Source organism: Scleromatobacter humisilvae, assembly GCF_023231945.1.
Lineage (GTDB): Bacteria > Pseudomonadota > Gammaproteobacteria > Burkholderiales > Burkholderiaceae_C > Scleromatobacter > Scleromatobacter humisilvae.
Genome location: NZ_JAJLJH010000002.1, coordinates 442320 through 457019 on the forward strand (window position 1 = coordinate 442320; position 14700 = coordinate 457019).

At 66.5% G+C, this 14700-nt stretch carries 14 protein-coding genes; 5 read left to right on the forward strand and 9 right to left on the reverse strand.

The genetic code is table 11. The features are described from left to right. Window positions 1-34: 34 nt before the first annotated feature. Both LPC04_RS11375 and LPC04_RS11380 read left to right on the forward strand, forming a co-directional pair. Complete coding sequence (locus LPC04_RS11375) at window positions 35-463, forward strand: hypothetical protein (RefSeq protein WP_275682336.1); 429 nt, start codon at window positions 35-37, stop codon at window positions 461-463. Next, window positions 451-1398, forward strand: a complete 948-nt coding sequence (locus tag LPC04_RS11380; RefSeq protein ID WP_275682337.1) for an NRDE family protein — start codon at window positions 451-453, stop codon at window positions 1396-1398. Before LPC04_RS11375 ends, LPC04_RS11380 begins: the two co-directional genes overlap by 13 nt. Here the strand turns inward: LPC04_RS11380 and LPC04_RS11385 are convergent. The 4 genes from LPC04_RS11385 to LPC04_RS11400 form a co-directional block, all read right to left on the reverse strand. Then, window positions 1395-1694, reverse strand: coding sequence for a hypothetical protein (locus LPC04_RS11385; protein ID WP_275682338.1), 300 nt, complete (start codon window positions 1692-1694; stop codon window positions 1395-1397). The two genes, LPC04_RS11380 and LPC04_RS11385, sit on opposite strands and share 4 nt — an antisense overlap. Before the next feature lie 63 nt (window positions 1695-1757). Next, a complete protein-coding gene (locus tag LPC04_RS11390) occupies window positions 1758-2765 on the reverse strand; it encodes a sodium:calcium antiporter (RefSeq protein WP_275682339.1) in 1008 nt (335 codons plus the stop codon). 945 nt (window positions 2766-3710) lie between these two features. Continuing rightward, entirely contained in the window at window positions 3711-5267 is a 1557-nt protein-coding gene (locus LPC04_RS11395; protein ID WP_275682340.1) for a methyl-accepting chemotaxis protein, read from the reverse strand. Between the two features lie 260 nt (window positions 5268-5527). Then, window positions 5528-6103: a TetR/AcrR family transcriptional regulator gene (locus tag LPC04_RS11400; RefSeq protein ID WP_275682341.1), complete on the reverse strand. Its 576-nt coding sequence runs from the start codon at window positions 6101-6103 to the stop codon at window positions 5528-5530. Between the two features lie 220 nt (window positions 6104-6323). On the opposite strand from LPC04_RS11400, the gene LPC04_RS11405 reads away from it, so the two are divergent. Beyond that, entirely contained in the window at window positions 6324-8315 is a 1992-nt protein-coding gene (locus LPC04_RS11405) for a PAS domain-containing hybrid sensor histidine kinase/response regulator (protein ID WP_275682342.1), read from the forward strand. 133 nt (window positions 8316-8448) lie between these two features. Here the strand turns inward: LPC04_RS11405 and LPC04_RS11410 are convergent, their stop codons facing one another. From LPC04_RS11410 to LPC04_RS11420, 3 genes are all read right to left on the reverse strand, one after another. Beyond that, complete coding sequence (locus LPC04_RS11410; RefSeq protein ID WP_275682343.1) at window positions 8449-9462, reverse strand: PEP-CTERM sorting domain-containing protein; 1014 nt, start codon at window positions 9460-9462, stop codon at window positions 8449-8451. A gap of 659 nt (window positions 9463-10121) precedes the next feature. After that, on the reverse strand, window positions 10122-10910 hold the full coding sequence (locus LPC04_RS11415; RefSeq protein WP_275682344.1) for a helix-turn-helix domain-containing protein: 789 nt from the start codon (window positions 10908-10910) through the stop codon (window positions 10122-10124). Window positions 10911-10974: 64 nt separating this feature from the next. Then, window positions 10975-11490, reverse strand: a complete 516-nt coding sequence (locus tag LPC04_RS11420) for a nuclear transport factor 2 family protein (RefSeq protein WP_275682345.1) — start codon at window positions 11488-11490, stop codon at window positions 10975-10977. A 258-nt stretch (window positions 11491-11748) separates the two neighbouring features. On the opposite strand from LPC04_RS11420, the gene LPC04_RS11425 reads away from it, so the two are divergent. Continuing rightward, entirely contained in the window at window positions 11749-12507 is a 759-nt protein-coding gene (locus LPC04_RS11425; protein ID WP_275682346.1) for a PEP-CTERM sorting domain-containing protein, read from the forward strand. Window positions 12508-12519: 12 nt separating this feature from the next. Here the strand turns inward: LPC04_RS11425 and LPC04_RS11430 are convergent, their stop codons facing one another. After that, entirely contained in the window at window positions 12520-13041 is a 522-nt protein-coding gene (locus tag LPC04_RS11430; protein WP_275682347.1) for a hypothetical protein, read from the reverse strand. Window positions 13042-13050: 9 nt separating this feature from the next. Then, window positions 13051-13485 (reverse strand): GNAT family N-acetyltransferase, encoded by a 435-nt coding sequence (locus tag LPC04_RS11435; RefSeq protein ID WP_275682348.1) that lies wholly within the window; start codon window positions 13483-13485, stop codon window positions 13051-13053. 207 nt (window positions 13486-13692) lie between these two features. On the opposite strand from LPC04_RS11435, the gene LPC04_RS11440 reads away from it, so the two are divergent. Then, window positions 13693-14652 carry an ABC transporter substrate-binding protein gene (locus LPC04_RS11440; protein ID WP_275682349.1) on the forward strand — a complete coding sequence of 320 codons (960 nt, stop codon included), beginning with the start codon at window positions 13693-13695 and terminating at the stop codon, window positions 14650-14652. The last annotated feature ends 48 nt before the right edge of the window (window positions 14653-14700 follow it).

Here is a 14700-nt window from a genome sequence, read left to right on the forward strand (position 1 = left end):
GCGCGTCGATGTCGGCCCGCGGCGGGATGAAACCGTGACGTACCGCACAGCCTCGATGCTGGTCTGTGTCTATTACCGCGTCGCCGCGTGCGATTCGCAACGAGTGATTTCGGGTGTGCGTGAATTCCAGCGCACATTGCGGCAGAGCAGTGGCGTGAACGAGGCGGAAGTGCTCTTACGATGCGCCCTGCCCTCACCCATTTCACCCGCCTCGCTGCCTGATGCCCGCCCCGCGTCCCTTCACGAACCCGAACCGCCCGCCGGCGTCGACGCTCCCGTCGATCCCGCAGCGGACGCGACCGTGATGGAGACCTACCGTCTTTCGCTGCCGGCCGCCGCCGGCGCGCAGGCGGATGCCGTGGTGCGCGCGTTCCTGGCGACGCTGGAGTCGGCCTTCGCGCCGCACGCCAGCCTGCTGCGCGGCGCCCGCCACGTCGAACTCTTTGCCCCATGTGCCTCGTAGCCCTTGCGATCGACGAGAACCGCCGTTTTCCCTTGGTGCTGGCCACCAACCGCGACGAGTTCTTCGACCGCCCGGCCGCGCGCATGGGCTGGTGGACGCCCGCCGAAGGCGGCCCGGAAATCCTCGCCGGCCGTGACCTGCAGGCCGGCGGCACCTGGCTGGGCCTGACGGCCTCCGGCCGCCTCGGCCTCGTCACCAACGTGCGGCGCCCGCAGACGGTCGACCCGTCCGCGCCGAGCCGCGGCGGCATCGTGCCGCACTGGCTGCGCACCGAGATGCGCGCCGACCAGTTCTGGATGCAGACCTCGCTGTCCGGCTACGCTCCGTTCAACCTGATCGCCGCCGACTTCCGCCGCGGCGACTGCTTCTGGGCCAGCAACGACCACGCGATCCCGCGCCGCATCGAGCGCGGCATCTTCGGGCTGTCCAACGCCGCGCTCGACACGCCGTGGCCCAAGGTGGTGACGCTGAAGGAACGACTGGCCGAGGCGCTGAAGCAGGCCGAGTCGGTGGACTCGCTGTCCAGCGCGCTGTTCACCGCACTGGCCGACCGCGAGCTCGCGCGGGAGGACCAGCTGCCCAGCACCGGCATCGGCCGCGACCGCGAGCGCCTGCTGAGCCCCGCGTTCATCCGTACCCCCGACGGCACCTACGGCACGCGCTGCTCCACGATCATCATCACCGAGAAGATCAAGCGGCAACTGGTGACGCACGTCTTCGAGCGCACCTTCACCGCCGGCCCCGGCCTGGCGCTGCTGCGCCGCACCGTGCTCAAGGACTGGCCGCCGCGCTACGCCGATCGCGCGCACAACCCGGTCGAGACCTCCGTGGTGGCCGAGACCGAGGTCGACGGCACGCAGGTGACGGCGCTGGAGATGCCGCCGCCGGTCAAGAAGACGCGCGTGCGCAGCCTGTTGAAGCCGATGGCGCGCTAGCCGGTGGCCTTGCGCAGCCAGCGCGCGCCGGGGAACTTCGCCTCGACGAGCGCCATCGCCGCGTCGATCGATTCGATGTTCGGGATCGCGTTGCCGAACACGCCGGGCTCGTCGGCGGACTCGTAGCTGACGATGTAGGCCTGCCCCGCCTGGTCTTCCGCGATGTCGGGCGCGTCCTCGAAGTCGCCCGCGCCGAAGTAGGCCGGGCTCGACAGCAGGCGGATGCGCAGCGGCGGCCGCCCTTCGCGCGGCCACTCCGCTTCGGCCACGATGGCGAGGTCGGCATCAGGGCTCATCGCGAGGCTCCGTGGACTGGATTCATGCGGCCCATTGTGTCGCGGATCGGAGACCGCGCCGGCTCAATGGAAGCGCAGCGCGACGCCCAGCGCGAACACGCCGTACAAGGCCGCCATCGCGAACAGCCGCTTCGCCGTCAGCGCCTGGCGATGCAGCAGCGCCAGCATTACGACGATCGCGGCCATCGTGATCGCCGCGCCCCACAGCAACGGCGCGCCCAGCAGCCACTGCGTGAAGAAGATGCCCAGTGCGCTCGGCACCGTCGCCTGGATCATCATCGCGCCGCTGATGTTGCCGAGCGCCAGCGCGGTCTTGCCCTGGCGCACCCAGATCACCGCGTTGAGGATCTCGGGCAGCTCGGTGGCGATCGGGCTCAGCAGCAGCGCGACCAGCTGCGGCGACATTCCCAGCCAGGGCCCGACCGTCTCGAGCTGGTGCACGAACACCTGCGAGGCCACCCAGATCACCGCCAGCGAGGCGCCCGTCTGCAGCACGGCCCACGCGGTGCCCGGATGCTCGGCGTGCGGCCGCAGCTTCAGCGGCTCGAACTCGATGCCGGCGCAACTGTCGTCCTCGACGCCCTCGCCCTTCAGCTCGCGCCAGACGTACAACGCGTAGGCCGCGAGGAACAGCCAGCCCAGCCACGGCTTCCAGGCGAACGCGACCAGGCCCAGCGCGACCTTGAAGACGAAGACGACGAGGAACCACGCCTGGTCGTGCGCAAGATCGGTCGTGCTGAACTCCTGCACGATCTTCTTCTGGTGCCGCGCGCGATCCAGCAGGAACATCGCGCCCACCACCGCGTAGGCCAGCGTCGACAGGGCCAGCGGCCCGCCGAGGGCGGCGCCGACGCCGATGTCCTTGGCGCCGGGCGTCTTGCCGAACACGACGGCCACCAGCGTGACCACGCTTTCCGGCAATGCGGTGCCGAACGCGGCCAGCACGGTGCCGACCGCCGTGCGCGAGACGCCGAAGCGATGGCCGACCCATTCGACACCGTTGACGAAGAATTCGCAGGCGAGGTAGATGACGACGGCGGAGCCGAGGAGCAGTGCGAGCGTGACGATCATCGCGACGCCTCCGCTCGCGTGGGCGGCAGCGCGCGCGCTCGCGCGGGGACCGGTGTCGATGGCGGCACGGGGTGGTGTCTGGCGTTCAAGCTGGATTTCCGCGGGGCTGGGATTCGACAACCGATGACGCCGCGTCCTTCCCGGCCCCGGGTGAGGATGCGACGCCAAAGGTCTTGCCAAGCCCGCGTTGCGGGCCGCGCCGACCATGCCGCGATGGGGCGGCAAGTGTGTTGATCGGTGCTCTTCGCGCGGGTGCTGCGAAGCTGGCTACTCCCCTAAGGACGCGCGGACTTTAGCATGACCGCTTTCGGGGGCTCGTGCTGCTGCCCTAGGCGGTCTGCTAACGCCCGCAGAGCGGGCATCAGAAACCTGCGCGGACGCCTATGCTTCCTTGGCCACTGGCTCATCCGACCCGACCATCACCCTCAGGAGTCTGATCAGGCCATCGACCAGGGATGCTGCTGCGGCGCCAAACACTGCTGCCATCGCGAAAATGATGAAGTCCGCTAAGTCGCGCCGCGAAGGATGGCTCCCGTGGACGGCAATCTCGGCGGACCCTCCGGTGACTGAATCTTTCAAGTCGGTTGTGACTGACGTCTGAACCCACGTCCGTCCACCATCTGACAGTTTAGGAGGCTCGAAAGTCTGAGCTGAGAGGACATTGAGATCGGCGAATTCTCGATCGAACTCTAGCCCACTGACTACTCGCTGTCTGTTCTGCCCGAGTCCCGACTACAACCCCTGCAAAGCGGCTGTGCCGCCCGGTCTGGCGTTACCGCCAACCAAATCTATAGTTTCCTGACTGCCGAGATCTGTGCGCGCCCGATGAAAGTCCAGCATGCGAGTCTGGCTTGCCGAAGTGGCCTGAGCGGCCTTCAGACCCACGTCGAAGGCGCTTCCATCAAGGCAGATCATCGGGGATTCGCAGCAGTTCGGACACGGCGGCTACGCAGCCTCGTGCAGCTTGAAGGTCTCGACCATCGCCGCCAGTCGAACGGCCTGGTGCTGAAGGCTCTCCGCCGCCGCCGCGCTCTGCTCCACGAGCGCCGCGTTCTGCTGCGTCACCTGGTCGAGCTGGGTCACGGCATGGCCGACCTGGCTGGCGCCGCGCCCCTGTTGTTCGCTCGCGGAACTGATCTCGCCGATCAGGTCGCTGACGCGCCCGACGCTGGCGACGATATCGCTCATCGACTCGCCGGCATCCGACACCTGGCGGCTGCCCGCTTCGACTTGATCGACGCTGCGGCCGATCAACGTCTTGATCTCCTTGGCGGCGTCGGCCGAACGCTTCGCCAGGCCCCGCACCTCGGCAGCGACCACGGCGAAGCCGCGGCCCTGCTCCCCGGCCCTGGCAGCCTCGACGGCGGCGTTCAGTGCGAGGATGTTTGTCTGGAAGGCGATCCCGTCTATGACGGCGATGATCTCGGCGACCTGCCTCGAACTCGCCTTGATCTGTTCCATCGTCCGCACGACCTGATCGACGACCTGGCCGCCGTCGATGGCACTGCTGGACGCCGCGGCCGCGAGTTGCGTGGCCAGGCGGGCGGTCTCGGCGTTCTGCAGCACGGTCGCGGTCAGTTGCTCCATCGATGCCGCGGTCTGTTGGAGGTTGCTGGCCTGTTCCTCGGTGCGCTGGCTGAGATCCGCGTTGCCGGTGGCGATCTGCGTCGAACCGGTGGCGATCGTCTCCGACGATTGCCGCACTTCGCCGACGATTTTCGCGAGGCTGTCGTTCATCTGCTGCAGCGTCCTCAGGAGCATCGCGGACTCGTCGTTCCCGCAAATCAAGAATGTCGAGCGAAGATCGCCGGCGGCGACGGTCTCCGCGACGGTCATCGCCTGCGCCAGGGGGCGTGTGATCGAGTTCGACACGAGTCGCGCCAGGACGACCGCAACCATCAGGGCGGCGCCGGCGGCGATGGCCACGACCCATTGGCAGGTCGTCGCGAACGAACCGGCATCCCGGGCGCCGCCTGCCATCAGGTCGCCCTCGAGCCGCGTGAACTTCTCGAGCGCGGCCATGTAGTCCAGCTGCGGTGTTCGCACATGATCAAGTAGCTGCATTCGTGCCGCATCCAGCTCCCCTGCGCGCACGAGCGATTCGAACTTCGGCAGCTCGCGCAAGTAGGCTTCGCGCAGCCGCAACACTGTCGCCAACTGCGCCCGGCCTTCGGCGCTACGCACGCGCGCTTCAAGCTTCGCATAGGCCTCCGCAACCGGGATGCGGGCATTGTCGGCCGCTGCCAACTGCGCCTCCCGGTCCGTGGATGTCCCATACAACAGGGCGTTGCGCGTCGCCCTTGCCTGCTTGTTGACGCCCGCCAGGATCTCGTTGGCGAGTTTCACCTTGGTGTAGGAATCCGTGGCGACGAGTTCCAGCGATTCGTCGATGGAACGGATCGACAGCCATCCCACCGCGGCGATGGCCAGCAGGAACGCGATGATGATGCCGAACGCCGTTGCCAGACGAGGGCCGATTCGCGTGCGTGAGAGGAAATTCATGGCTGTCTTCCAGGGCGAGGTGTTCGATGGGGTGGCTGACAATATCGACGCCTCTTCGCTGACGCTTGCGATAGATCAAGCCGCCCACTGCCCGTATCTGCGAAGGCCCGCCTGGTCAAGGACTCCCGACGGAACAGGGCCCGGGTTCTGTCAGCATCGCGATCCCGACGACGGGTGCCTCTGCATTGCGGTCAATTGCCGCACATTGCATCGCCGATATCGAGATTTTTTCAAGCTGCCGCGCTCTAACTCGACTCTGATCAATCCAAGACCGGAGGACGAAGGCGGTGCCGGATGCGAGATGCTGCGAGAAGTTCTTCCGCGAGCGCGGCGAAGTCGCTGGGCACCGCAGGCTCGACTGGAGTGATGCCTGCCAAAGCGGCGTAGCCGAACGCATAGGCAACGAGGCGCCACTCCGAGCCCATCGAACTTTCATTGCCGACACCAGAGGCACCGATCGCCGAAGCGAGCCTCTCCCGCAGCCGGTTCGGCACGAGTCGCTCCATCGGGGCTGCTCCGTAGACAAATTCCATCTGCAGGAAGGGCAACAGGCTCGGACTTCGCAGCAGTTGTTCGCACAACGCCGAAGCGAAAGCGCGCGTGCGCTCCGCCGGAATCCGTGACGAGTTGAAGGCGTCCCGCAGTGCTCCGGCCGAAGCATCGAAGACGCTGGTGACACACGCAGCGTACAGGGAGCGCTTGTCTCCGAAGTGGTGATAGAGGGTCGGCATGGTGAGACCCGTTTCTGCGGAGATCTGACGCATCGAGACGCCGTCGCGCCCCTTTTGCGCGAAGCAGCGGCATGCAATGCCGAGGATGTGCTCACGCGTGCTCACCGGCTCGGACGGTAGTTGGTCTTTTGCCTTTCGCATGGGTGGCCATCGTGGCCGTCACAGCGGTTGCCTGATTGAGATTAGTCAAAAATGCCCGCTGGCGAGGGTTTCCCCGGGCAGTGGGCATCTCGATCCGGCGCGCAAGTGCTATAACGATCGTTATAGCGGGCATGGACGACCCGGTGGCTAGGCTGGATCGGCTTTTGCCGAAGGGGGGCCGGTGATGGACGATTCAGGCAGTCCCGAGGGGAGGTCGCTGCCACCGCGCGCACTGCTGGCGGCGATCGTTGATTCCTCCTTCGACGGGGTCATCAGCAAGACGCTGGACGGCATCATCACCAGTTGGAATGCCGGAGCCGAACGCATCTTCGGCTTCACGCCGGACGAGGCCATCGGTCGGCAGATCACGATGTTGGTTCCTCCGGAAAGGCTGAACGAGGAAGGCTGGATCCTCGAGCGTCTCCGCGCCGGCGAACGTGTCGTGAATTTCGGAACGGTCCGGGTGCGCAAGGATGGGCGGCGTATCGATGTCGCCGTGACAAGTTCGCCAGTGTGCAACCTTCTTGGCGAGATCGTGGGCGCCTCCAAGATCGTGCGCGACGTGTCAGACGCCCGTGCGGCGGCCAGCGCCCTTGCGCAGAGCGAAGCTCGCCTGGCCGCGATCGTCGATTCGGCCATGGACGGCATCATCACGGTGGATGCGCTCGGGCGAATCGTGGTGTTCAACGACGCAGCGGCGGCCATGCTGCTTTGTCCCAGCGAGCAGGCCATCGGCGGCACGCTGGACAGATTCCTGCCCGTTCGGCATCGGCAGCATCACGCCTCGTGGATGACGGGCTTCGGCCGCAGTGGCACGACCAGCCGCGCGATGGGACGCCCGGGGCAGATCGACGCCTGCCGTGCCGACGGAACCGAGTTTCCGGCCGAGGCATCCATCTCGCACGTCGAGGTCAACGGAGAGCAGCTCTACACGGTGATCCTGCGTGACGTTTCGGAACTTCGCGGGGCACAGACCGCCCGCCGCGCGCTCGAGGCGCAGCTGCGGGAGGCCCAGAAGATGGAAGCCATCGGGACGCTTGCAGGCGGGATCGCTCACGACGTCAACAACGCACTCGGCGCCATCCTGGGCAATGCGGCTCTGGCAAAAGAGGACCTGCCGGCCGGACACGCTGCATGCAAGAGCATCGAACAGATCGACGTCGCCGCGCAGCGAGCCCGCGCGGTCGTGCGCCAGATCCTTGCCTTCAGCCGCCGACAGGCCCAGGAGCTCGTCGTTCAACCCTTGGCGCCGATCCTTATCGAAGGCATCGCGCTGTTCCGTTCTACCCTGCCAACCATTGTTCGCCTGCAATCCTGTCCCCCCTCGGACGACCTGCTCGTCCGGGCGGACGCGAACCAGATCCACCAAGTGCTGCTGAACTTCTGCACCAATGCCTGGCATGCGTTGCGCGGCAGCAGCGGGCAGATTACCGTGGGTGCGGAGCGTGTGAACCTCGACCGGTCGGAAGCTTTCGCTCTGGGCGGCCTGGAGCCTGGAGCGCACGCGCATCTCTGGGTCACGGACGATGGATGCGGCATGGATGAGCAAACACGCGCTCGAATCTTCGACCCATTCTTCACGACCAAGCCTCGGGGAGAAGGCACGGGACTGGGGCTCTCAGTGGTGCACAGCATCGTGCAGACACACGCAGGCGCGATCGTCGTGAAGAGCGAGCCCGGGCTCGGAGCCACTTTCAGCGTCTACCTTCCTGAGCCCGCAGAGGTCGCGCGACCGGAGGCGGCCGCGGCCGCCGAGGGGGAAGTCAAGGGCGAGGGGCGTTGCGTGGCTTATGTCGATGACGACGAAGTCCTGCTTCTGATGGTCGAGCGCCTGCTCACCCGCCGCGGCTTCCAGGTGCTTTGCTTCAGCGACCCCGATGAATTGCTCGATCGGCTGTGCGAAAAGCCCAGTGAGGCGGATGTCGTCATCAGCGACTTCAACATGCCGAAGATGACCGGCATCGAACTGGCTCGAAAGATCGCACAGATGACCCCCAATCTCCCGGTGGTCGTGAGCTCAGGCTATATCTCCGACGAGATGCGGGAAGACGCGCGGTTGGCAGGTATCAGCGCACTCCTGGAAAAGGAAGACGTTCTGGAGAAGCTTGTACCCGTGCTGAGTCGCGTGCTCGCAGCCGCAAACGTCGAAACGATCCAGGTAGAAAGGCGAGACTGACTGCCGCGACTGGCCCAGTTGACGCAGAGCCACTTTGAACTTGGCCGGCGTCGGACATTCGGAAGCCGAGAACAACCTGAGCGCGCCTCAGGCTCAGTACCTGGCCGCAACTCGTCTGGTGCATCGATCGCCCTCATGAACGGCCGGCGTATCGCCGACTCAGCGCGAACAATCCCGCCAGGCCGAGCCCGAGGAGCGTCGTGGACGACGGCTCCGGAATCGGAGGCGGGGGCGGCGGCGTTCCGCCGATGCTGCAATCGTCTCCACAGGACAGCCGCGCAACCTGGTCGTACTGGGAAAGGAAGAGTGTTCCGTTGTTGGTGTCGGCGGACACGAAGTCGCCTCGGGTGCCGCCGCTGGCGATGATGGTCTCGGTGCCCGTTGTCGTGTCGAGCAACGTGACGGTGCCGTCGTTGTTGTTGACGATGAGATCGCCACTGAACTTGCCGCCCGAGATCACGCCGGTGCCGTCGGGGCTGTGGCCGCCGCCCGAGTAGGTCTGGACGAAGGCGCCGGTCGCCACGTTGTACGAGTTGATGTTGCCCCCCACCTCCGCATAGAGGGTCTTGCCGTCGGACGACACGGTGACGCCATCGGGGAAGACGCTGGCGTTGATGACGCGGAAGCTGCCGGCGACCGGATCGATGTCGACCAGACCGTGGTTCGAGGACGCGATCAGGTGGCCGCTCGTCGGATCGCCCCACATCCCGTAGTAAGACAGGAGGCCGGTCAGGCCGGCAACGGCCGCGAAGGAGCCGTCGTTGGCGAACTGGACGATGGTGCCGCCCGCGACCTGCGCCCCATAGGCCTTGCCGCCCACGGTGGCCATGACGTATTGCGGGTTGCCCGTCTGGAAGGTGTAGGGCGTGGAGACCACCGCATCCGAGAGCGTCTGTCCGTCGACGTCCTTGAACACATAGATGCGATCGGTGGAGGCGCTGCCCGTCACGAAATTGCCGTTCGGGAGGATGGCTTCGCCGAGCGGCCCATAGGTGCCGAAGAAGCCGCCAACCACCGTCGAAAGGGTGAATCCGTCGGCCGTGCCGGCGGGCGTGAGCGTCAGGGCGGCATGCGCCGGTCCGGACATCGACAGGCCCAACAACACGCTGGCGGAAATGCAGCTCAAGGGACGAGTCACGCGATCCATGGAACCTCCTCGACAAGGGGCGGGCAAGACACTGTGCCCGTGGCAGCCGGCGGGAGAACGCGCACCCAGGCCCGCTCCCTGCAACCTTCGGAAAATAGTCCAGGCTGCCCTCGACTGCCACCCCTAGGCACCATGGACGCCACGCCGAGCAGGCGGCGCTGGCGCATCTCTCGAAGCCTCGCTTGCGCGAATTCATGCCGTGCACGCAAACCTTCTGGCAGGTGCGTAAAGCGCTTCATTTCCCAGCCAAGTGAATCAATAACACCCGGAAGGCAATGATTTGCTGTCTGAGTGGAATGAGTTGCACTCGGCATACAACGAGTTGGTGTCCGAGGGGAACTGATTCATCTCGACATACAACGAGTTCTACCCGGAGTGCACTGCAGTGATCTGCGAGTAGAACTGGTTTCACGCCACCACCAACCCGTTCCACTCGCGATACAACGAACGCCCCAAAAAGGGGCACTCGTTCAGTCCGACCAGGAACTGACTGCACTCGGAGTGAAACTGGTTCAGTCCAGAGTGCAAATAGAAGGTGTTTCGAGGGCGTTCGGTGGTCTCTCGCGTGAACGGCGTGGGGCGTTGGCTGCGATCTCCGCGACTCGGCGGATGACGGCCGCATCAAATTCACCGCAAGCCGCCATGCGCGCGTGCCGCGTCTACGCCAGCGCCCCGCCCTCGTCCACCGGAAACATGCACTCCACCCGCAACTCCTGCGCCGCCAACGTCTGCGGCGTCCCCACCGTGCTGACCATCGAGAACCAGCTCGTCTCGCGTCCGTCGTGAAGGAAGCGGATCGGCACGACGGGGGACGTGGCGGAGGCCTCGGCCGTCCGCCAGTCCGCTGAAACGCCCGGCATCGCCAGCAGTTCCTCGATCAAGTCCCGCGTCGCATCGTCGATGACGCCACCGACGGCCTCCCGGCGAATGCGCTGGAACAGGCTCGCCGCCACCGCATCCCAGTTGGCAACGAACGGCCGCAGCCCCTGCGGATCGAACATCAGCCGCAGCAGGTTGCGCGGCTTCGGATATCGCGCGAGTTCGACGAACTGACTGAAGAACCTCGGCGCCGCCTCGTTGGTCATCAACACGTTCCAGTGACTATCCAGCACCAGCGCCGGATACGGCTCGTGCTGCTTCAGCATCCGCTCGAGCGCGCGGTGCACCACCCGCATCTCGGCTGCGTCCCACGCCGGCTCGGCGTACATGGGCGCGTAGCCGGCGGCCAGCAGCAGTGCATTGCGGTCGCGCAGCGGGATGGCCAGCGCATTCGACAGCCCCAGCAGCAAGGCCCGGCTCGGAGACGAGCGGCCGCTCTCGATGAAGCTGATGTGGCGCTGCGAGACGCCCATGTCCATCGCCAGCTCGAGCTGGCTGCAGCCGCGGACGGCGCGCCACTGGCGCAGCAAGTCGCCCACGGGGCTGGGGATGGTCTGGGAGGTGGTCATGGCGGCAGCAGGCAGGAAGGCACGCGATGACGCAGTATCGCCATCGCGTGAATGGCTTGCGCCGTCAGAAGCCGGTCGGCCCGACCGAGCCGTACCAGGCCTTGACCTTGGTCGGATCCTTCTCGTCCATGTAGAAGAAGTGCTGCATCGTGGGCTTCACGGTGGGGATGCTCTTGTCGTCGAACACCATGGTGACGAAGCCGCGGAACACCTTCAGGTGCGGGCTGTCGAGGTATTCGACGACGTCGTGATGCGTGGTCATCTGCCGGTCGACGAACTGGCGCAGGTTGGCGCGGATGGTCTCCCTGCCGTGCCAGTCGGCGACGCCCAGGTGGCAGACGGCGTCGTCGGCGAAGCAGTCGAAGCCGGCGCCCCAGGTCTTGTCGTCGATCTCCTTCCAGAAGGCGAGCAGCCAGGCGGGGGCGGGCATCTTGGTGAACGTGGTCGAGGTCATGTCGGTTTCCTTGGAGGTGAGGGGTTTCTCGTTCGCGGCGGCCCATGCCGTGGGGAATGGCACGAGGGCCAGGCTGCCGGCGACGCCGGCCAGGAGGGCGCGGCGGGCGATGCGGTCTTGAGTCATGGATGAGGCCTGTCGAATAACGAGGCGCCATGGTCGGTGCGGCGCTGAATCGCCTCAACTACCTGGGAGGTAATCGCACGGTCGCCGACACCACCGGCGCACTCCACGGTCGGGCAGGTTGGCGTGCCCGCGAAGCGTCGCGTGCTAGGGATGGCTGGCACCGACGCAGCACGCAGACTCGTCGGTTGGGCATTCCACGGCCTCGGCCGGAGGACGCCCGTCCGACTCGTCTGCAAACACATTCATCGAGGGCTGAACATGAGCAAGAAGAATCCTGCAGCATCGTCCCGGGTGGCCCTGGCTTGCGCCGTCGCGCTGGCGGGGCTGGCGAGCCACGCGCACGCCGGCACGGTCAACGCCACGCTGTCGGCGACCTATTTCCAGGTGAAGGCCGGCACCGGCTCGCCCGACTTCGGCGGATCGGGCAGCCCGAACGTCGCGCCCGGCAGCACGCTGGGGCCGAACGGCATGCCGGTGGTGTCCAGCACGTCGCCGGGCATCTCGCTGGTCAATCCGACGACCCACGAGATCGAGTGGTGGAGTCCGGGCATGGACGCCGACGTGATCCAGACCGGCACGGGCACGGTCGCCCTGCCCTACAACTCCAACATGTACCCGCCCAACAGCACCGGCGGCAACGACGGCGCCGCCTGGGAGACCGCGATGTTCAGCGGCGACTTCTCGCTGGCGGCCAGCGGCGTGGTCAGCTTCACGCTCGGCTCCGACGACGACTCGTTCATCTACGTGGACGGCACGCTGATCGGCCAGAACCCGGGTATCCATGGCGTGTCCACGGTGCAGTTCGATTCCCCGATGCTCAACACGGGCGCGCACACGATCGACGTGTTCTTCGCCGATCGCGAGGACACGGGCGCCTTCCTGTCGCTGAACCTGCTCAGCACGGACGTCGTCATCACGCCGGGCGTGCCCGAGCCGGGCTCGTGGGCAATGCTCGTCACCGGCATGGGACTGCTCGCCGCGTGGTCGCGCCGACGTGGCGCTGGCGCGCGTCGCTGACGGACGCGGGCGTCAGGGATTGGCGCCCGTCACCAGCGCGCGCAGGCGTGCCTCGTGCGCGAAGGCGCCGTCGTCCAGCGGCGGCGTCCGCGCGAACACGCCCCAGTTCTCGACCAGCCGCGCCGAGGCGCGCACGAGCAGCTCGCGGGCGTCGACGATCTCGCCCTCCTTGACCAGGCGGCCGCTCGTGCTGGCGGGATCGACCTTGTCGCAGCGCTCGAGCGGGCCCGCCTCGTAGAGCCGCTCGATCAACTCGCCCTCGCCGTCGAAGGCGGCGCGCAGCGCGATGCCGGCCCAGCGCTCGCGCAGCAGGCGGTCGACGATGGCGGCGAACTCGTCCAGCAGCTTGGCGAAGGCCAGGTCGTCCTGCGCATGGTCGGCGTTGAATCCCGTCTTGCTGAGCCGGAACTGGACGAGCCGCACCTGGCCGTGCACCCCGACGAAGGCGAGCGAGTAGCCGCGTTCCATGACGACGTGGTCGGCATCGCTGCCGAGGGCGGAGGCGAGCTGGTCGCGCGGGAGATCCGAGGGCATCGTCGAAGTCTATTCCGGAACAGTCCGCAGCCAGGACGGCGGGATGCGGATCTCCATCATCCGGTCCGGTGCGGCCAGCGGCTTGAAGCCGTACTGCGCGTAGAGCCCGTGCGCGTCCTTCGTCGCGAGCAGGAAACGCCGCAGCCCCTGCAGCTCGGGATGCGCGAGGATCGTCTCGACGAGCCGCTTGGACAGGCCCTGGCCGCGATGCGCCTCGAGCACGTAGACGTCGGCCAGGTAGGCGAAGCTCGCCTTGTCGGTGACGACGCGCGCGAAGCCGACTTGCGCGTCGCCCAGGTACAGGCCGAAGCACATCGAGTTGGCGATCGCGCGCGCGACGACCTCCATCGGGACGCCCGGCGACCAGTAGCTGCGGGTCAGGGTGGCGTGGATGGCCTCGAGCTGCAACCGGCTCGGGTCGGTGCTGATGTCGTAGGTGTTCACCCTCGTTATTCTGGCTGCATCCGACAGGCCGCCGGGCATGCGGACGGGCCATATCGAATTTCATATAGATTCAATTGCAAAAACGATTTGCCGGATATCGCATCGCTGCCTAGCATCCGGGCCACTGGTCGCGCATCGGCAACTGCTCCGCGGTCCAGGGACCGCCTTTGTCCGGGGCGGCAATACGAACGACAGGAGACGAGAATCATGACCATCCAACGACGCGCGGTGCTGGCCGCCACTCTCGTGGCCGCGGCCATCGCGCACCCCAGCGCCTTCGCGCAGAAGAAGATCGTGCTGGGCTTCGCCCAGGTCGGTGCCGAGAGCGCCTGGCGCACGGCCAACACCGAGTCGATCAAGTCGGCGGCCAAGGACGCCGGCATCGAGCTGAAGTTCTCCGACGCGCAGCAGAAACAGGAGAACCAGATCAAGGCGATCCGCTCGTTCATCGCGCAGAAGGTGGACGTGATCGGCCTGTCGCCGGTGGTCGAGTCGGGCTGGGACACCGTGCTGCAGGAGGCCAAGGCCGCGCACATCCCCGTGATCCTGACCGACCGCGCGGTGGATTCGAAGGACACCAGCCTCTACGTCACGTTCATGGGCTCCGACTTCATCGAGGAAGGCAAGCGCGCCGGCCGCTGGCTCGAGGAGTTCGAGAAGGGCAAGCCCGGCCCGATCAACATCGTCGAGCTGCAGGGCACCGTCGGTTCCGCGCCGGCCATCGATCGCAAGAAGGGCTTCGCCGACGTCATCGGCGGCGACCCGCGCATGAAGATCATCCGCTCGCAGACCGGCGACTTCACGCTGGCCAAGGGCAAGGAAGTGATGGAGGCCTTCCTCAAGGCCGAGGGCAAGAACATCAACGTGCTCTACGCGCACAACGACGACATGGCGCTTGGCGCGATCCAGGCCATCGAGGAAGCCGGCCTGAAGCCGGGCGTCGACATCACCATCATCTCCATCGACGGCACCAAGGGCGCGTTCGAGGCGATGGCCGCGGGCAAGCAGAACGTGGTCGTCGAGTGCAACCCGCTGCTCGGGCCGCAGCTGATGTCGGCCGCCAAGGACGTGGTCGCCGGCAAGACGCTGCCCAAGCGCATCCTGACCAACGAAACGGTCTACACGCAAAGCCAGGCCGTCGCGGCGCTGCCCTCGCGCAAGTACTGAAACGCCGCGGCACGATGAATCGCACCGAGGGCGCCACGATGCGCCGCA